The sequence below is a fragment of the Stenotrophomonas sp. 86156_Sma genome (genome assembly GCF_056481625.1).
In genome coordinates this window covers 608816-626522 of sequence record NZ_CM151157.1, presented here as the reverse complement: position 1 = coordinate 626522, position 17707 = coordinate 608816, and the positions used below count along the sequence as shown (strand labels likewise).

At 64.3% G+C, this 17707-nt stretch carries 14 protein-coding genes; 6 read left to right on the top strand and 8 right to left on the bottom strand.

The annotated features are described in order from the left end of the window. The first annotated feature begins 49 nt into the window (after nt 1–49). Nucleotides 50–2875 carry a rhamnan synthesis F family protein gene (locus tag ACZK33_RS02810; protein WP_263469183.1) on the top strand — a complete coding sequence of 942 codons (2826 nt, stop codon included), beginning with the start codon at nt 50–52 and terminating at the stop codon, nt 2873–2875. Here the strand turns inward: ACZK33_RS02810 and ACZK33_RS02805 are convergent. Together ACZK33_RS02805 and ACZK33_RS02800 are read right to left on the bottom strand one after the other, a co-directional pair. After that, a complete protein-coding gene (locus ACZK33_RS02805) occupies nt 2872–3501 on the bottom strand; it encodes a CoA transferase subunit B (protein WP_164162097.1) in 630 nt (209 codons plus the stop codon). The two genes, ACZK33_RS02810 and ACZK33_RS02805, sit on opposite strands and share 4 nt — an antisense overlap. Nucleotide 3502: 1 nt before the next feature. Beyond that, nucleotides 3503–4234 carry a CoA transferase subunit A gene (locus tag ACZK33_RS02800; protein WP_329914227.1) on the bottom strand — a complete coding sequence of 244 codons (732 nt, stop codon included), beginning with the start codon at nt 4232–4234 and terminating at the stop codon, nt 3503–3505. Nucleotides 4235–4394: 160 nt separating this feature from the next. On the opposite strand from ACZK33_RS02800, the gene ACZK33_RS02795 reads away from it, so the two are divergent. Beyond that, complete coding sequence (locus ACZK33_RS02795) at nt 4395–7700, top strand: DEAD/DEAH box helicase (RefSeq protein WP_423174486.1); 3306 nt, start codon at nt 4395–4397, stop codon at nt 7698–7700. A 38-nt stretch (nt 7701–7738) separates the two neighbouring features. Here ACZK33_RS02795 and rfbD read toward each other — a convergent pair whose 3' ends face one another. The 4 genes from rfbD to rfbB are packed head-to-tail and all read right to left on the bottom strand — an operon-like array spanning nt 7739 to nt 11146. Further along, nucleotides 7739–8638 carry a dTDP-4-dehydrorhamnose reductase gene (gene rfbD / locus ACZK33_RS02790; RefSeq protein ID WP_423174485.1) on the bottom strand — a complete coding sequence of 300 codons (900 nt, stop codon included), beginning with the start codon at nt 8636–8638 and terminating at the stop codon, nt 7739–7741. After that, entirely contained in the window at nt 8635–9192 is a 558-nt protein-coding gene (gene rfbC / locus ACZK33_RS02785) for a dTDP-4-dehydrorhamnose 3,5-epimerase (protein ID WP_423174484.1), read from the bottom strand. Before rfbC ends, rfbD begins: the two co-directional genes overlap by 4 nt. Beyond that, nucleotides 9189–10076, bottom strand: a complete 888-nt coding sequence (gene rfbA, locus ACZK33_RS02780) for a glucose-1-phosphate thymidylyltransferase RfbA (protein WP_153856245.1) — start codon at nt 10074–10076, stop codon at nt 9189–9191. The genes rfbC and rfbA overlap by 4 nt, the downstream gene beginning before the upstream one ends. Before the next feature lie 14 nt (nt 10077–10090). Further along, nucleotides 10091–11146 (bottom strand): dTDP-glucose 4,6-dehydratase, encoded by a 1056-nt coding sequence (gene rfbB / locus ACZK33_RS02775; protein WP_423174483.1) that lies wholly within the window; start codon nt 11144–11146, stop codon nt 10091–10093. A 264-nt stretch (nt 11147–11410) separates the two neighbouring features. Here rfbB and ACZK33_RS02770 point away from each other — a divergent pair, with 264 nt between their 5' ends. The 4 genes from ACZK33_RS02770 (at nt 11411) to ACZK33_RS02755 (ending at nt 16027) form a co-directional block, all read left to right on the top strand. Beyond that, nucleotides 11411–12157: an electron transfer flavoprotein subunit beta/FixA family protein gene (locus tag ACZK33_RS02770; RefSeq protein WP_423174482.1), complete on the top strand. Its 747-nt coding sequence runs from the start codon at nt 11411–11413 to the stop codon at nt 12155–12157. Beyond that, entirely contained in the window at nt 12157–13098 is a 942-nt protein-coding gene (locus ACZK33_RS02765; protein ID WP_423174481.1) for an electron transfer flavoprotein subunit alpha/FixB family protein, read from the top strand. Before ACZK33_RS02770 ends, ACZK33_RS02765 begins: the two co-directional genes overlap by 1 nt. A 144-nt stretch (nt 13099–13242) precedes the next feature. After that, a complete protein-coding gene (locus ACZK33_RS02760) occupies nt 13243–14601 on the top strand; it encodes a phosphohexomutase domain-containing protein (RefSeq protein WP_423174495.1) in 1359 nt (452 codons plus the stop codon). A gap of 16 nt (nt 14602–14617) precedes the next feature. After that, complete coding sequence (locus ACZK33_RS02755; RefSeq protein ID WP_423174480.1) at nt 14618–16027, top strand: mannose-1-phosphate guanylyltransferase/mannose-6-phosphate isomerase; 1410 nt, start codon at nt 14618–14620, stop codon at nt 16025–16027. Between the two features lie 14 nt (nt 16028–16041). Here ACZK33_RS02755 and ACZK33_RS02750 read toward each other — a convergent pair whose 3' ends face one another. Both ACZK33_RS02750 and ACZK33_RS02745 read right to left on the bottom strand, forming a co-directional pair. Then, entirely contained in the window at nt 16042–16686 is a 645-nt protein-coding gene (locus ACZK33_RS02750; RefSeq protein ID WP_478454086.1) for a PIG-L deacetylase family protein, read from the bottom strand. Nucleotides 16687–16802: 116 nt separating this feature from the next. Next, complete coding sequence (locus ACZK33_RS02745) at nt 16803–17657, bottom strand: GNAT family N-acetyltransferase (RefSeq protein WP_423174478.1); 855 nt, start codon at nt 17655–17657, stop codon at nt 16803–16805. Nucleotides 17658–17707 lie beyond the last annotated feature (50 nt).

Here is a 17707-nt window from a genome sequence, read left to right as displayed (position 1 = left end):
CGTGCCCCTCCCCCCTGCCGCCTCTTCCACAGCCCCGCAGAGGCCAGTCATGAGCCTGGGGCGCTATCTCGCCACCGCGCGACGGTCGGTGCAGCGCCACGGCGGTGGCATGGCTGGACTGGGATCGGTGCTGCTCCGCGCACTGAAGGTAGTTCATGCAATGGGCGTGCGCGGTTTCATTGCGCGCCTGCGCTCGGCCAGCGTCGTCCGCACCCGCGCCAGCGAACCCTTCGATACGCCTGCGCTGCCTGTGCCGATCCCCCTGGAACAGCTGCGGTTGAGTGTGGGCGTGATGGCGCACGTGTTCTATCCAGACCTGATCAACGAGTTCGCCACCACGCTCTCGCGTATGCCACTGCGCTTTACCTTGCTGGTCTCGGTGATGGACGCTGCAGCCGAAGCGCAGGCACGTGAAGCATTCGGGCGCCTTCCGAACGTCCAGACCCTCCTTGTCCGCCAGGTCCAGAATCGTGGTCGCGACATCGCTCCACTATTAGTAACGTTCCGCGAAGAGATCAAGGCACTGGATCTGGTGTGCCACATTCACACCAAGAAATCGCTCTATACCGGTAGCGAACAGCAGACGTGGCGCCACTACCTGTTAGACAGCCTTTTGGGCTCACGTGAGCGCATCGCTTGGATCTTGGGCACCTTCCAGGCCGACCCACAGCTGGGCCTGGTCTATCCTGAAAGTTACGACGGTGTTCCACTCTGGGCACACACTTGGCTGAGCAATGGCCCCGCGTGCGACGCACTCGCGCAGAAACTTGGAATCGCCCTGGATGCGCAGCGTTACATAGACTTCCCCGCCGGCTCGATGTTCTGGGCGCGAGTCGATGCGCTGCGACCGCTGTACGATCTGAACCTTCCACTGGATGCCTTCCCCGTGGAACAGGGCCAGGTGGATGGAACGCTGCAGCACGCCGTCGAGCGCCTGTTTGGCGTCATCGCCCGCCACCAGGGGTTCCGCTTGGGCATCCTGCCACCCGATGGTCGCCTGGCACTTGCTGCCGAAGGTGAACGTAATGTCGGCGAGGCACTTCAAACCGGCCTGTCTGACCGTTTGACGCTAGCCGCGCTGGACGCACGCATGGTCACGGTCGATATTTTCGATACGCTGGTCACCCGCGTGTTCCTGACACCCGCCGCGGCCCGCGAGCATCTCGCTTGGCGACTGGAGCGGCAATGGGGCATATGCGATTTCTCCCGGCATCGCGCCGATGCGGAAAGCTGCCTGCGTGAAATCTTGCAGCGGGACCCCTCCCTCTCCGAGATCCACATCGAGCTTGCCGGGCGCCTCGCGTTGCCTGGCGTGGATGCGAGCATGCTTGCCAATGCCGAGCGAATGCATGAGTGCGCGATACTCCGGCCGCGGCAAGGTCTGCTGACAGCGCTTGTAGATGCAAAGCTGACTTCGCTGACGGCGTTCTCCGACATGTATCTATCCAGCGAGGACATGCGGCAGGTCCTGCCCGATCGAGTGCAGCAGCTCATCTCGCGGTGGTGGATTTCCTGCGAGACCGGCCTGCGCAAGGACTCTGCCGACAGTTGGAAGCAGCTGGCGCGTCAGGAAGGGCGCGAAGATGGCCGCTGGCTACATGTGGGTGACAACGAACACGCCGACATCCAGATGCCGCAGCTGGGCGGCCTGCTTACGCCCGTGCACGTGCTGCGGCCGGCCACCCTGCTGGACGTCGTACCGGGCCTTCGCCCGCTCCGCCATCCCCAGGGCACCCAGGCACCATGGTCTGAGCAGCTTTGGCGCGGCCTGCTGGCAAACAGCTTCGCTGCGATCGCCGACACCTCTCCGCAGCGGCTGCTCGGTCGTCCCCAGCTCGATGCACATACGCTGGGCTATACGGTACTCGGCCCGTTGGTCCTGGACTTCCTGCTGCATATCATCGACGTAGCTCGCCGCCGCGAGGTGGACCACCTGCTGTTCCTGAGCCGCGAAGGCTATCTGCTGGAGCAGGCATTCACCCGGCTGCAGGCCGCACACCCGTTCGCCGCCAGGATCAAGAGCACCTATTTTCTGGCGTCGCGTCGGGCGACGCTGCTGCCCGCACAGCTCGATGCCTCAGATCTTGCACTGCTCATGCAGGGTACGTTCAACGGGTCGCTGCGCGGCCTGCTGCAGGCACGACTCGGCGAAGATGCCGTGGCACGGGTGGCGGCATTGCAGCCGGCGCTGATGGAACGCGACGTCTTTCTGCCGGAAATGGCCGACGAGGTACAGCGTTGGCTGCACCCGGTCAGGGATGCACTTCTGTCGCTGGCTGCCCGCCATCGCAAGGTCTATCAGGCGTACTGGGCCCGTACCGTCGGCTCATCGACGCCAATGGTGATCGACGTGGGCTACGCCGGCAGCATCCAGCGCAACCTCGCGCGCCTGCTCGGCACACCACTGGGCGGCTGCTATATGGCCCTGCGCGCAGGCGCCAGCGCACTGGCATCGCAGGGCTGGGCCGAGGCACGGTACTTCGACGGCCGCAATGGCGGCAACGAAACAGACTCCCCCATCCTTGCCAACGACCTGCTGCTGGAGTCACTGCTGGCAGCTCCGCACGGCCAGTTCAACGGCTTCACTGAAAGCAGCGAGGGCCTGAATACGCCCCGCTTCGGTTCCGTTGAACTTCCAACGGCTGCCCTGGAGATCCTCGCCGAGGTCCATACCGGGACGCTGACCTTCATCGAAGAAACCTGCCATACGCTCCATGAGGACATCGCCGAGCTGAACCTGGACGCCGAGGGCGTCCAGGTTCCACTCCAATGTCTGGGCAGTGGTCGATGGAATGCCGACCTTGTACTTGCCCAACTCGCCACCGAAGACGCGTTCACCGGACGCGGTACAGTCAGCGCGAGCCCTCAGGACTAGCGCTGAAAGGCTACGCCCGTCTTTTCCTTCAACTCGTCATCGCTGACGCCCGGCGCCGCTTCCACCAGCAACAGGCCCTTGTCAGTCACGTCGAACACCGCCAGGTCAGTGATGATGCGGTCGACCACGCCCACGCCGGTCAGCGGCAGCGTGCATTCGGCCAGGATCTTGTGCTCGCCGTTCTTGGCGGTGTGCTCCATCAGCACCACCACGCGCTGCACGCCGGCCACCAGATCCATCGCGCCGCCCATGCCCTTGACCATCTTGCCGGGCACCATCCAATTGGCCAGGTCGCCCTTGTGGGTGACCTGCATGGCGCCGAGGATGGCCAGGTTGACGTGGCCGCCGCGGATCATCGCGAAGCTGTCGTGGCTGCCGAAGTAGCTGGCACCGGCGCGTGCGGTCACGGTCTGCTTGCCGGCGTTGATCAGGTCGGCATCGACTTCGGCATCGGTCGGGAACGGGCCGATACCGAGCAGGCCATTCTCCGACTGCAGCCATACGTCCACGCCTTCGGGGATGTGGTTGGCAACCAGGGTCGGCAGGCCGATGCCCAGGTTCACGTAGGCGCCATCAGTCAGTTCGCGGGCGGCGCGTGCCGCCATCTCATCGCGGGTCCACGCCATGTCAGTTGCCCTCCGCGCGGATGGTGCGCTGTTCGATACGCTTTTCTGGATGCGGGTTGTGCACGATGCGATGCACGTAGATACCGGGCAGGTGCACCTGGTCCGGATCGATGGCGCCGACCGGCACCACCTCCTCCACTTCCACGATGCAGACCTTGCCGGCCATCGCGCAGGCCGGGTTGAAGTTGCGCGCGGTCTTGCGGAACACCAGGTTGCCTGCTTCGTCGGCCTTCCACGCCTTGACCAGCGCGACATCGGCACGCAGCGCGGTCTCCATCACGTAGTGCTTGCCGTCGAACTCGCGGGTTTCCTTGCCCTCGGCCACCACGGTGCCGTAGCCGGTGGCAGTGAAGAACGCCGGGATGCCCGCGCCGCCGGCACGCAGGCGCTCGGCCAGGGTGCCCTGCGGATTGAATTCCAGCTCCAGCTCGCCGGCCAGGAACTGGCGCTCGAACTCCTTGTTCTCGCCCACGTAGGACGAGATCATCTTGCTGATCTGGCGGGTTTCCAGCAGCTGGCCCAGGCCGAAACCATCGACGCCGGCATTGTTGGAGATCACGGTCAGGCCCTTGGCGCCGCTGTCGCGCAGCGCGGCGATCAGTGCCTCGGGAATGCCACACAGGCCGAAGCCGCCCACGGCCAGCGTCTGGCCATCGGCGACCACCCCTTGCAGGGCCTCCGCCGCACTGGCGAAGCGCTTGCCGCGCTTGCCGGTGGAAGTCGATTGCTGCATTGCTGTACTACCCTGCACGTTGAGGATGACCGCATTCTAGCTGGAGGGCGGCGAAGGGCCTGGATGCGCCGCAGCATTGACGGAGCACCAGGCGAGCATTGGGTAGAATGGGCGATTCCACGCAGAAGGGTGCTTCAGCGCCTACGCCCCTCGATCTACGATGACGCCGACCTTCACAGACGAAGACCTGTTCCGCTGGATCGACGAATGGACACTGCAGAAAAGCGAGCAGTGCCTGGGTGGCGTGCGCAACCGGCAACTTCGCGATGGCCTGCTGACGGCCGAGGTACAGGGTTCGGCCAGGCATCCCTACTACGTGGAGATCGATCTGACGGCCAGTACGCGTACCGCGCGCAGCCGCCTGCAGAGTGCCTGTTCCTGCCCCGTCGGCCGCACCTGCAAGCATGTGGCGGCGGTGCTGGTCTCGTACATGCTGGATTCGCTTGCCATGGACGACGAGAGCCCCCTGACCGAACAGGACCTGACGCAACCGCCGCGTCCTGAACTGCTGGCAGAGCTTTCGCGTTGGCAGAGCGCACGGATCCGGCCGGCCCAGCCACGCCGGAACGGTGTCATCTTCGAACTGTCCACCTACAACCACCACCCCGCCGTGCTGGTCCGGCGCGTCAAGTACGGGACCGATGGTGCGATCAGCACAGGCAAGTGGATGGATATCACCGCGGACCTGCTGCTGGATCCTCCGGCCTATCTCACGCCGACTGATCTGGCGGTGATGATCCAGCTACGCACCCAACGGCAGCCCGCGACGAAGGACGAATGGATCGACTTCGCGGCCACCCTGCAGTTGATCGTCTCCAGCGGCCATGGCTGGGTCTCCTGCGGTACGCACGGCGACGTGCCGGCCCGGTCAGGAGCTCCACGCCGCGGCGAACTGGGCTGGACCGTTGGCATGACGCAGGGCGCGACGCTGCTGGAACCCACGTTGAGCGTGGAAGGCGGCGCCAGAGGCGTGGTCCTGGGCCGGAGTGCGTGCTATCTGGACCCGGTCACCGGCGAGGTCGGTCCGCTGCTGCTGGATGTCAGGGCCGAGGACGCCGACGCCTTCCTGAGCCTGCCCAATCTGTTACCCAACGAAGAAGCGGTGGTCGCACAGATGCTGCAACAGATCGACCCTGCCCTGCCGCGCCCCGGTGCAAGCGACACACTGCCCACCCTGCAGATCAGCGCGATGATCCCCGTGCTGCGCCTGCATACGATTGAGTTCCGGCCGGCGTGGCTCGGCCGCCGCGACCCATCGCAATGGGCCGATATCGCGACCGTGGCCTTCGAGTACGACGAGCACGTGCGGTTCCTGGATGATCCGAGCCTGTTCGCACTCGATCCGGAGGGCCAGCTCGCCCTGCTGCCCCGTGACCTGGCTGAGGAATCACGGCGCGAGGCCGAGCTGCGCACGGTGGGACTGTATCGCGACACGGACCCGCGGGCGCCATTGGACGGCGCTGGCCCGCAGTTCCAGCTGCGCACCCATGACTGGACACGGTTCCTGCTGGATGACGTGCCGCGCCTGGAAGCCTTGGGCTGGAAGGTGGAGACGGACGACGATTTCCGCCATCGCATCACCCGGGTGGATGAGATCGACCTGGACATCCAGGCGGACCCGACGGATGCGGGCTGGTTCAACCTGGGTCTGGACATCCAGGTGGAAGGCCGCAACGTATCGATGGTTCCGCTGCTGCAGCAGGTGCTGCAGTCCGATCCCCGCTGGATGCGTGGCCAGCTGGACGCCATCGGCGACGACGAGAACGTCCTGTTGATGGCAGGCGACAACACCCGCCTGGCACTGCGGGCCGCACGACTGAAGCCGATCATGGCCCTGTTGGCGGACCTGTTCGCCCAGCGTGGCGCGCCGCTGCGCTTGTCAGCGCTTGACCGTGGCCGCCTGCAGGCACTGCAGGACACGGCGCGCCTGCAGTTCCGGGGCCGCAAGGATACCCAGGCGCTGGTGCAGCGGCTGATGCAGGCACCCGCACTGGGCGAAGTGCCGCCACCGGCGGGGCTGGTGGCAACGCTGCGTCCCTACCAGCTGGAGGGCCTGTCGTGGCTGCAGTACCTGCGCCAGCAGGGGCTGGGCGGGGTGCTGGCCGATGACATGGGGCTGGGCAAGACCCTGCAGACACTGGCGCATCTGCTGGTCGAAAAGGAAAGTGGCCGCCTGGACCGGCCGGCGCTGCTGGTGGTGCCGACCTCGCTGCTGCACAACTGGCAGAGCGAAGCGGCACGCTTCACCCCGGGCCTGCGCGTACTGACCCTGCACGGACCGGCACGTGAAGTGCTGTTCGAGGCGATCCCCGAGCACGATCTTGTACTGACCACGTATCCCCTGCTGTGGCGCGACGAGCAGGCGCTGCAGGCACATGCCTACCATCTGCTGATCCTCGACGAGGCCCAGCAGGTGAAGAATCCGAAATCGCGTGCGGCGGTCACCCTGCGCACGCTGCAGGCCCGCCATCGCCTGTGCCTGACCGGTACGCCGCTGGAAAACCATCTGGGCGAACTGTGGACGCAGTTCGATTTCCTGCTGCCCGGCCTGCTCGGCAGCGAGAAACAGTTCAACCAGCATTGGCGCCATCCGATCGAACGCGGCAGCGACCACCGTCGCGCCACGTTGCTGGCGCAGCGTCTGCGCCCCTTCATCCTGCGCCGGCGCAAGGATCAGGTCGCGTCAGAGCTTCCGCCCAAGACCCTCATTACCCGCGCGGTGGAGATGGAGGGTGGCCAGCGTGATCTCTATGAAACCGTGCGTGCGGCGATGGAAAAGCAGGTGCGCGAAGCCATCAGCGGCAGCGGGCTGGCGCGCAGCCATATCGTGGTGCTGGATGCCTTGCTGAAGCTGCGCCAGGTCTGCTGCGATCCGCGCCTGCTGCCGGGCGACGCCCCTGCACGCAATGCCGGCTCGGCCAAGCTGGAGCTGCTGCGCGACATGCTGCCGTCGATGGTCGAGGAAGGCCGGCGGATCCTGGTGTTCTCGCAGTTCACCGGCATGCTGGCGCTGATCGCGCAGGCGCTGGAGGAGCTCGGGCTGGCCTATGTGACGCTGACCGGCGATACCCAGGACCGGGCCACACCGGTGCAGCGCTTCATGCAGGGCGAGGTACCCGTGTTCCTGATCAGCCTGAAGGCCGGTGGCGTCGGGTTGAACCTGACTGCTGCAGACACCGTCATCCACTTCGATCCCTGGTGGAACCCGGCGGCCGAAAACCAGGCCAGTGACCGCGCCCACCGCATCGGCCAGCAGCAGCCGGTGTTCGTCTACCGGCTGATCGCCGCAGGCAGCATCGAAGAACGGATTGCCGAGCTGCAGGAACGCAAGGCCCTGCTGGCGGAATCGATTCTGGAAGGCGGCGGCAGCACGGGTCCACGCTTCAGTGAGGAAGACGTCCAGGCGCTGCTGGCGCCGTTGCCGGGAAAACCACCAGCGTCGCGCAGGGTACGTCGCCGGATCTGAGCTCTAACCTTTTCCGCCCTGGTAGAGCACTGCAATCTTCAGGCGGGCGCCACTTCCGCCATCACCTGCTTCAGACCATCCTGCCATGTCGGCAGCACGATGCCGAAATCCTGCTGCAGCTTGCGGTTGTCCAGCACCGACCAGGCCGGGCGCTTGGCCGGGGTCGGGTACTCGGAACTGGGAATCGCCTCGACGGTCGGCACCTTCGCCAACACGCCGGTCGCCAGCGCTTCGGCGAAGATCGCCTCGGCGAACCCGTGCCAGCTGGTCTGACCGCTGGCCGTCAGATGCCAGATGCCGGACAGCTGCCCCGGATGCTGCAGTGCCTGCGCAGTGACATCGGCAATCAGCGCAGCCGGTGTCGGCGTGCCTATCTGATCGGCCACCACACGCAACTGGTCGCGCTCGGCGCCCACCCGCAGCATCGTGCGCAGGAAATTGGCGCCATGCGAGGCGTATACCCACGCCGTGCGGAAGATCAGATGACGACCGCCGGCCGCGCGAACCGCATCCTCGCCATCGCGCTTGCTGGTGCCGTACACGCCCAATGGCGCGGTAGGCTCGTCTTCGCGGTAGGGCGCGCTGCCCTGGCCATCGAACACGTAGTCGGTGGAGTAATGCACGAACGGCACGCCGTGCGCCGCACACCAGCGCGCGATCATGCCCGGCGCCTGCGCATTGGCGACGAAGGCGGCCTCGGCATCCTGCTCGGCACGATCAACCGCCGTGTAGGCGGCCGCGTTGACCACCACCGATGGCTGCAGGCGATCCAGCAATGCCGGCAGGCTGTCGGGCTGGCCGAAATCGGCGGTTTCGCAGGCACTTCCGTCGGGCAGTTGCCCGCTGCGGGTCGTTGCGACCACCTTGCCCAGCGGCGCCAGCGCGCGCAGCAGCTCCTGGCCGACCTGGCCATTGCCGCCGAACACCAGCACCGTCACGGGATGTAGACCGGCAGGCGGTCTTCGGCAATGTCCTTCAGGAAGGGCGCGGTGTCGTCCTTGGCCGACAGGGTCGGCGCACTGATCGGCCAATCCACTGCGATATCGCCATCGTTCCAGCGCACGCCGGCGTCGAAGTCCTTGAGGTAGACCTCGGTGCACAGGTAGCTGAACACCGCACGCTCGGACAATACGGCGAAACCGTGCGCAAAGCCTTCTGGAATCCAGAACTGCTTCTTGTTTTCCGCACTCAGCACCACCGCTTCCCACTGGCCGAAGGTCGGCGAGCCACGACGGATGTCCACGGCGACGTCATAGACCTCGCCCTCCAGCACGCTGACCAGCTTGCCCTGTGGGCGCGGCCACTGGTAATGCAGGCCACGCAGCACGCCCTTTGCGGACGTCGATACGTTGCTCTGCACGAAGCGGTCCGGCAAGCCCAGCGCAGCGAAGCGCTCTGCATTCCAGGTTTCGAAGAAATAGCCACGCGCATCGCCAAACACGGCTGGCTCGATGATCTTGCAGCCGGCAAGCTTGGTTTCAATCACTTTCACGGAACGACTCCACGCAGCGCGAGTTTATGCAGGTACTGGCCGTAGCCATTCTTGATCAGCGGTGCAGCCAGCGCTTCCAGCTGTTCGGCGTTGATCCAGCCCTTGCCGAAGGCAATTTCTTCCGGGCAGCACACCTGCAGGCCCTGGCGGGTCTGGATGGTCTCGATGAAGTTGGAGGCTTCCAGCAGCGACTGGTGGGTGCCGGTGTCGAGCCAGGCATAGCCACGGCCAAGTGCTTCCAGGTGCAGGTTGCCCTCGGCCAGGTAGCGCTTGTTGAGATCGGTGATCTCCAGTTCGCCACGCGGCGACGGCTTCAGTTCAGCCGCGTAATCGCTGGCGTTGCCGTCGTAGAAATACAGGCCGGTCACCGCATAGTTCGAGCGCGGGTTCGCCGGCTTCTCCACCAGGTCGATGACCTTGCCGCTCGTGTCGAACTCGGCCACGCCGTAACGCTCCGGGTCGTTCACCCAGTAGCCGAATACGGTCGCACCGTCCACGCGCTCATCGGCACGCTTGAGCACCTCGCGCAGGCCGTGGCCGTGGAAGATGTTGTCGCCCAGCACCAGGCAGCTCGGCTTGCCGGCGACGAAGTCGCGACCGATCAGGTAGGCCTGGGCCAGGCCATCCGGACTCGGCTGCACCGCGTACTGGATGTCCATGCCCCACTGCGAACCATCACCCAGCAGCTGCTGGAACAGCGCCTGCTCGTGCGGGGTATTGATGATGAGCACTTCACGGATGCCCGCCAGCATCAGCACGCTGAGCGGGTAGTAGATCATCGGCTTGTCGTACACCGGCAGCAGCTGTTTGCTGACGCCTTTGGTGATCGGATACAGCCGGGTGCCGGAGCCACCGGCGAGGATGATGCCCTTGCGCTGCGTCATGTTGTCTCCCGGGTTCAGGCCGTGGTGCCGATGCGCTGCAGTAGGTAGCTGCCGTCGAGCACGCCGTTGACCCATTCCTGGTTGTCCAGGTACCAGTCGACGGTGAAGCTGATGCCCTGCTCGAACGTATAGGCCGGCTCCCAGCCCAGGTCGTTCTTCAGCTTGGAAGCATCGATCGCATAACGGCGGTCATGACCGGGGCGATCGGTGACGTAGGTGATCTGGCTGCTGCGCGGCTGGCCATCTTCGCGCGGACGACGCGCATCCAGCAGCGCGCAGATGGCCTGCACCACTTCGATGTTCTGCTTTTCCGAATTGCCGCCGACGTTGTAGGTCTCGCCGACCTGGCCCTTGGCCAGCACGGTACGGATCGCTTCGCAGTGATCGGACACGAACAGCCAGTCGCGCACCTGCTTGCCATCGCCGTACACCGGCAGCGGCTCGCCAGCCAGCGCCTTGGCGATCACCAGCGGGATCAGCTTCTCGGGGAAGTGGTACGGGCCGTAATTGTTCGAACAGTTGGTGGTCAGCACCGGCAGCCCATAGGTGTGGTGGAACGCACGTACCAGATGGTCCGAAGCCGCCTTCGACGCCGAATACGGTGAATTCGGGGCGTACGGGGTGGTTTCGCTGAACTTGCCGGTTTCGCCCAGGGTGCCGTACACCTCGTCGGTGGACACGTGCAGGAAGCGGAACACCGCGCCCTGTTCGGCCGGCAGCGCCTTCCAGTAGTCACGGACCGCTTCCAGCAGGCCCAGGGTGCCCACCACATTGGTCTGGATGAAGGCGCCGGGACCATCGATGGAGCGGTCAACGTGGCTTTCAGCGGCAAAGTTCACGACCGCATCCGGCTGATGCTCGGCCAGCAGTCGGGCGACCAGTTCGCGGTCGCCGATGTCGCCCTGCACGAACAGGTGGCTGGGATTGCCGTCCAGGCTGGACAGGGTCTTCAGGTTGCCAGCGTAGGTCAGCACATCGAGGTTGATGACCTTGACGCCGCGCGCGACAGCCTCGAGAACGAAGTTACCGCCAATGAATCCGGCGCCGCCGGTGACAAGCCATGTGGGCACTACCTGTTCTCCTGATCGTGATTCGTGAGACGGGGCCTTCATGGCCACGACAATGCAACGTTGAAGGATACAACGGGCCTCCGGTAACACGCGATCACACAAGTGAACTCAGGCCGACTGCATTGCTGCATCGCAACAGCCGGAGCCCCCACCATACGCATTCGCATGGTCACCCCAAGCCAGCTAGAATCGGGGTCCCACCCCCGAACCGGTTGCTGCTCCAGGACCGGACGTTCTCCCCGTTATTGAAGGACCCCGTACCAGATGAAAATCCTCGTCGCGTACAAGCGCGTGGTGGACTACAACGTCCGCATTCAGGTCAAGCCGGACGGTTCCGGCGTGGTCACCGACGGCGTCAAGCTGTCCCCCAACCCCTTCGATGAAATCGCTCTGGAAGAAGCCCTGCGCCTGCGCGACAAGGGCATCGCCAGCGAAGTCGTGGTTGCCACCATCGCCCCGGCCGACGCCCAGGCGCACCTGCGCAACGGCCTGGCCATGGGCGCCAACCGTGCCATCCACGTCGTCACCGACCAGGCGATCCAGCCGCTGACCGCGTCGCGCACCCTGCTCAAGCTGATCGAAAAGGAGCAGCCGGATCTGGTGATCCTCGGCAAACAGGCCATCGACGACGACGCCAACCAGACTGGCCAGATGCTGGCCACGCTGTGGGGCCGCCCGCAGGCGACCTTCGCCAGCAAGCTCGAAATTGCCGATGGCAAGGCCACGGTGACCCGTGAAGTCGACGCCGGCCTGGAAACGCTGGAAGTGGATCTGCCGGCCGTGGTCACCACCGATCTGCGCCTGAACGAACCGCGCTTCATCAAGCTGCCGGACATCATGAAGGCCAAGGCCAAGCCGCTGGAGACCATGCAGCTGGCCGACCTCGGCGTTGAAGCCGCCGACACCTTCAAGACCACCCAGTACGCCGCGCCGTCCAAGCGCAGCAAGGGTGTGATGGTCAAGGACGCGGCCGAACTGGTTGCCGCACTCAAGCAGAAGGGGTTGCTGTAATGAGCAGGATTCTCGTCATCGCCGAGCACCACGACGGCAAGCTCAATGCCGCCACCGCCAAGACCGTCAGCGCCGCCGCCGCCATCAGCGGTGCCAGCATCGACGTGCTGGTGCTGGCCGCCGATCCGGCCGCTGTCGCCGCTGAAGCCGCGAAGATCGCTGGGGTCGCCAAGGTCCTGACCGTCGCCAACGCGGCCAACGCGCAGGCCATCGCCCAGGTGCTGGCGCCGCAGATCGCACAGCTGGCCAAGGGCTACACCCACGTATTCGGCCCGTCGACCACCTTCGGCAAGGACCTGATGCCGTGCGTGGCCGCCCTGCTCGGCGTCAACCAGGTCTCCGACCTGATGAGCGTTGAAGGCAGCCACACCTTCAAGCGCCCGATCTACGCTGGCAACGCGATCATCACCGTGGAAGCCCCGGCCGACCAGATCGTGGTCGCCACCGTGCGTGCCGCCTCGTGGCCGGAAGCCGCCCAGGGTGGCAATGCCACCGTTGAAGCAGCCAGCGTCGACGCTGCCCTGCCGACCCACACCCGCTTCGTCGGCCTGGCCGCCGGTGCCAGCGACCGCCCGGACCTGCAGAGCGCCAAGCGCGTGGTTTCCGGTGGCCGTGGCGTCGGTTCGGAAGAGAACTTCAAGGTCATCTTCCAGCTGGCCGACAAGCTCGGTGCCGCCGTCGGCGCCTCGCGCGCCGCGGTCGATGCCGGCTACGTTCCCAGCGACCTGCAGGTCGGCCAGACCGGCAAGATCATCGCACCGGAACTGTATGTGGCGGTCGGCATCAGTGGTGCGATCCAGCACCTGACCGGCATCAAGGACGCCGGCACGATCGTCGCGATCAACAAGGACGGTGATGCGCCGATCTTTGAGATCGCCGACATCGGCCTAGTGGGGGATCTGTTCACGATCCTGCCGGAGCTGGAAACAGCACTGAGCTGAGAAAACCTGAAAGATGCCACGCAATCAAAGGGTTACGTGGCATCTCAACCTACCTTGGGGCCTGCAGGGACGCCGGCCTGGATCCCCCGTCCTTGCAGTACCTGTCGCTATAATCCGTGGTCAACCCGCGTAAGGACTGCATTGATGACGCTTCCGTGTTTCAAGGCCTATGACATCCGTGGCCGCGTTCCGGATGAACTGGATGAACGCCTTGCCAGCCGCATCGGCTCAGGCACTGCCGCGTTGCTGGGCCCGGGACCGGTGGTGGTAGGGCACGACATCCGCCTGAGCAGCCCCGCCCTACTGCAGGCAGCCATCGAGGGACTGACGGCTAGTGGCCGCGACGTGATCGATATCGGCATGTGCGGCACGGAAGAAGTCTATTTCCAGACGTTCCACCGCCAGGCTGCCGGTGGCATCATGGTGACCGCCAGCCACAACCCGATGGACTATAACGGAATGAAGCTGGTCCGCGACGGCGCGAAGCCGATCAGTGGCGACACCGGTCTGTTCGACATCCGCGATTTCGCGGCGTCCGACGCACCGCTGGGCAACGGCCATGGCACCATCACCCGGGATGTCGACAAGGCCGCTTATATCCAGCACCTGCTGGGCTATGTCGATGTGGCCAGCCTGAAGCCGCTGAAGATCATCACCAACCCCGGCAATGGCGGCGCCGGCCTGGTGATCGACGAACTGGCGCCGCATCTGCCGTTCGAGTTCATCCGCATCCAGCACGAAGCGGACGGCAACTTCCCCAATGGCATTCCCAATCCGCTGCTGCCGGAAAACCGTGCGGCGACCCGCGATGCCGTGCGCGCGCATGGTGCAGACTTCGGCATCGCCTGGGATGGCGACTTCGACAGATGCTTCTTCTTTGATGCGGAAGGCAACTTCATCGAGGGCTATTATCTGGTCGGCCTGCTGGCCACGGCCCTGCTCGCCCGCCAATCAGGAGGAAAGATCATCCACGATCCTCGCCTGACCTGGAACACCGTGGAAATGGTCGAGCAGGCAGGTGGCGCGCCGATCATGAGCAAAACCGGCCACGCCTTCATCAAAGAGCGCATGCGCGCCGAAGACGCGATTTACGGCGGCGAAATGAGCGCGCACCATTATTTCCGCGAGTTCGCATACTGCGATTCGGGCATGATTCCCTGGCTACTGATTGCACAACTGGTTTCCAGCACCGGGAAGTCGCTGGGTGAGCTTGTGGCCGACCGCATGGAGGCTTATCCGTGCAGCGGTGAGATCAACTTCCGTGTGGATGATGCCAAGACTACAGTCGCGCGTGTGCTGGCACATTTCGAGCCCCAGCATCCTGTCCTGGACCATACCGACGGCATTAGCGCCGACTTTGCCAAGTGGCGCTTTAATCTGCGCAGCTCCAATACCGAGCCGCTGCTTCGCCTGAACATCGAGACCCGCGGCGATAAAGCACTGCTGCAGGATCGCACCCGCGAGCTGACCGCCCTGATTGGCGGCACGCCAGCCAATCATTGAAGAGGACCCCACACGTATGACTCCCATCGTCCCCGTCATCCTTTCTGGCGGCTCGGGCACCCGTCTGTGGCCGCTGTCGCGCGAAGCCTATCCGAAGCAGTTCCTGCCGCTGGTCGGCAGCGACACGATGCTACAGGCAACTTGGAAGCGTGTTGCCTCGATCGCTGGCGCCGCGCCCATCGTGGTAGCCAACCAGGAGCATCGCTTCATGGCAGCCGAGCAGCTTCGCGAATGCGATATCGCGCCGCAGGCTCTGATCCTTGAACCGGTTGGCCGAAACACCGCGCCAGCCATCGCGATCGCAGCGCTTCAGGCGCTCGCCGGCGGCGATGATGCCCTACTGCTGGTACTTCCATCGGACCATGTCGTCCGTAATGAAGCCGCGTTCCACTCTGCGGTGCTGCTCGCGGCGCAAGCAGCTGAGACGGGCAAGCTGGTGACTTTCGGTATTGTGCCCACCTCGCCGGAAACCGGCTATGGCTACATCAAAGCCGCCGCTGGCGAAGGCGTGCATGCCGTTGACCGTTTCGTCGAGAAACCGGATCTGGCGACGGCCGAGCGATATGTTGCCTCGGGTGAGTACTACTGGAACAGCGGCATGTTCCTGTTCAAGGCCTCACGCTATCTGAAGGAGCTGGAGATCCTGCAGCCGGCGATTCTGGCAGCGTGCCGCGTCGCGCTTGAAAAGGCCTCGCGCGACAATGACTTCGTCCGCCTGGACGCCGATGCGTTCGCAGCCAGCCCAAATGACTCCATTGACTACGCCGTGATGGAAAAGACCGCCGACGCTGCTGTCGTGCCATTGGATGCCGAATGGAACGATGTCGGCTCATGGTCAGCCTTGTGGGAGGTCTCCGATAAGGACGTCGATGGCAACGCCTGCCACGGCGATGTGATCGCACTGGATTGCAAGGACAGTTACGCCTACGGCAGCCGCCTGATCGCCATGGTCGGCCTGCAGGACGTCGTTGTCGTTGAGACCGACGACGCTGTATTCGTGGGGCACAAGGATCGCGTGCAGGACGTCAAGGAGATCGTTGGCCGCATCAAGCGCGAGGGGCGCAGTGAGGCAGCAGCACACCGCAAGGTGTACCGCCCATGGGGCGCGTACGATTCCATCGACAATGGCGCCCGGTTCCAGGTCAAGCGGATCACAGTCAACCCGGGGGCCACGCTCAGCCTGCAGATGCATCACCATCGTGCCGAACACTGGATCGTGGTCAGCGGAACTGCAGAGGTGACCCGCGGCGACGAAGTCATTCTTCTGACCGAGAACCAGAGCACTTACATCCCACTGGGTGTAACCCACCGGCTCAAAAACCCCGGCAAGCTGCCACTCGAACTGATCGAAGTGCAGTCGGGCAGCTATCTCGGCGAAGATGACATCGTGCGCTTTGAGGATCAGTACGGGCGCGCACCTGTATGAAAACCCGCCGCGCCTTACCGATGACGGTAAGGCGCGGTTCGTGCAGCAAATTCTTCCCAACCAGGACCACCGCGGCGTTCATACAACAATGGACCGGGATGCGGCCGCTCCGCGGTGCGCTGCGGCAAGACGGGTTGCAGCACGAAAGGATGGCGACTGAAGCACAGCTTCAACGCATAGAAGGGAAGCAGGCCAACGAAGCTCTTCCACTGCGAGCGGAACTGCAGGCAGGCCAGAATGCAGCGCAAGCGCTGGCCGATACCGACAGAAATCGGCAGCAATGGGCCATTTCGGGCCATGGGCGAAAGTACCCGAAACACAGGACCAGGAAGCCCCTCACCCTGGTAAAGCGTGTACTGAAACAGCGCCGCCCCCAACTCGGTAGCGAGAGCCAGGCCCGCAAGATGCGAAGCATCATGGTCAGGATGCCCTCCCTCCCAAGCAGGTACGATGATCTCGTCGAGGCTGGCACCCGCATAGTGGGCGCGCAGCGCTTCAATGGCGGGATCCAGCTGGTTACACAGGCCACCGTCAGCAAAGGCGTGCTGCGCCCCCAGGAAGCACATGGACGTGAGCGGAACTCCCAGTGCCGTCAGCACCTTCTCACTCTCATGCTGTCTGCGCAGGATGTCCTGCCCACCCCAGCCGCCATCGGTCATCCAGGCCAGATGGATCTGCCTCCCCCTCCGCCATGGCCTGCTCGATCCATGGGAAGACGCCGAACTCATCATCTGGATGAGCCAGAAGGAACAGGACCGGGCCCCTCCCCCGAGACTCAGAACGCATCGAAGTCGAGCACGCTGAACAGCACGCTGCCACTTGCTGGAGCCTTTACTCGCTCATCCAGTGCACGGTAGATCAGGTTCAACGGGCTACTGCGGAAGCGCGCAGGCAACTCCCGCCATGCTCCTTTGAGCGCCCCCATCGATCGGGGTACGAGACCCAAGTGAAGACGCAGACCAAGTGGCGCCGATGCCGTCTGCACGCCGTCAATCGGGGTTGGCAGCTCTGCGAACGCTGAGAGCATGAACTTGCCCGTGGACGCGGATGCAGACAGCCGCCCCGTGCTTGAACGCGCCAGACGATAGCCTCGCTTTGGATTCGCGCATCGCCATTGCAATGATCGCTGGTCCCACTCCCGTCGGAACTGGACGTCGTCCTGTTTGTTGGCCGGCGCTTCAGGCAACAACGAACCAACACCGATCTTGGCGTCCAGCGGGCCGACCAGGTCGAAGCCCAACTTGCGCAGGAAGCCCGGCGTTGAGTTTGCATTGGCAACACCGTAAATGCCTGCCATGCCCTGAGCTGCACCGTCAGCGTAGGTTCCGTCAGCCAGCTTGGTGAAAAGGCCTCGTCCCTGGTAGTCCGGATCCGTCGCCGTGTTGAGCGAAAGCATGACCCGGCAGACTTTTCCATCGACCACGGCTTGCACAGGAATGCAGGCATAGTGCGCGGCCAATCGTTCGCCGTCCCAGGCGTCCAAGCCGATTACAGGGCCTGCTGGATTATGCGCGTACAACCACTCCAGATAGACCCTGTCCAAGTGGGTTGCCTGCGGGAAGCACTTGGCGAAAATCGCCTGATAGTGCCGGAGGAGTTCGGGAGCAGTACCGGCTGGGCGGATATCCATTGGTGCCTCTGTTCTGGTTCGGTTGATACGCAAGTGGTAATCCGGACTTG

Coding starts and splice junctions, on each gene's coding strand:
- ACZK33_RS02765 (WP_423174481.1), top strand. CDS start 12,157: ATGAGCAGGATTCTCGTCATCGCCGAGCACCACGACGGCAAGCTCAAT.
- ACZK33_RS02810 (WP_263469183.1), top strand. CDS start 50: ATGAGCCTGGGGCGCTATCTCGCCACCGCGCGACGGTCGGTGCAGCGC.
- ACZK33_RS02750 (WP_478454086.1), bottom strand. CDS start 16,686: ATGACCGATGGCGGCTGGGGTGGGCAGGACATCCTGCGCAGACAGCAT.
- ACZK33_RS02755 (WP_423174480.1), top strand. CDS start 14,618: ATGACTCCCATCGTCCCCGTCATCCTTTCTGGCGGCTCGGGCACCCGT.
- ACZK33_RS02760 (WP_423174495.1), top strand. CDS start 13,243: ATGACGCTTCCGTGTTTCAAGGCCTATGACATCCGTGGCCGCGTTCCG.
- ACZK33_RS02800 (WP_329914227.1), bottom strand. CDS start 4,234: ATGCAGCAATCGACTTCCACCGGCAAGCGCGGCAAGCGCTTCGCCAGT.
- rfbA (WP_153856245.1), bottom strand. CDS start 10,076: ATGACGCAGCGCAAGGGCATCATCCTCGCCGGTGGCTCCGGCACCCGG.
- ACZK33_RS02745 (WP_423174478.1), bottom strand. CDS start 17,657: ATGGATATCCGCCCAGCCGGTACTGCTCCCGAACTCCTCCGGCACTAT.
- ACZK33_RS02770 (WP_423174482.1), top strand. CDS start 11,411: ATGAAAATCCTCGTCGCGTACAAGCGCGTGGTGGACTACAACGTCCGC.
- ACZK33_RS02795 (WP_423174486.1), top strand. CDS start 4,395: ATGACGCCGACCTTCACAGACGAAGACCTGTTCCGCTGGATCGACGAA.
- ACZK33_RS02805 (WP_164162097.1), bottom strand. CDS start 3,501: ATGGCGTGGACCCGCGATGAGATGGCGGCACGCGCCGCCCGCGAACTG.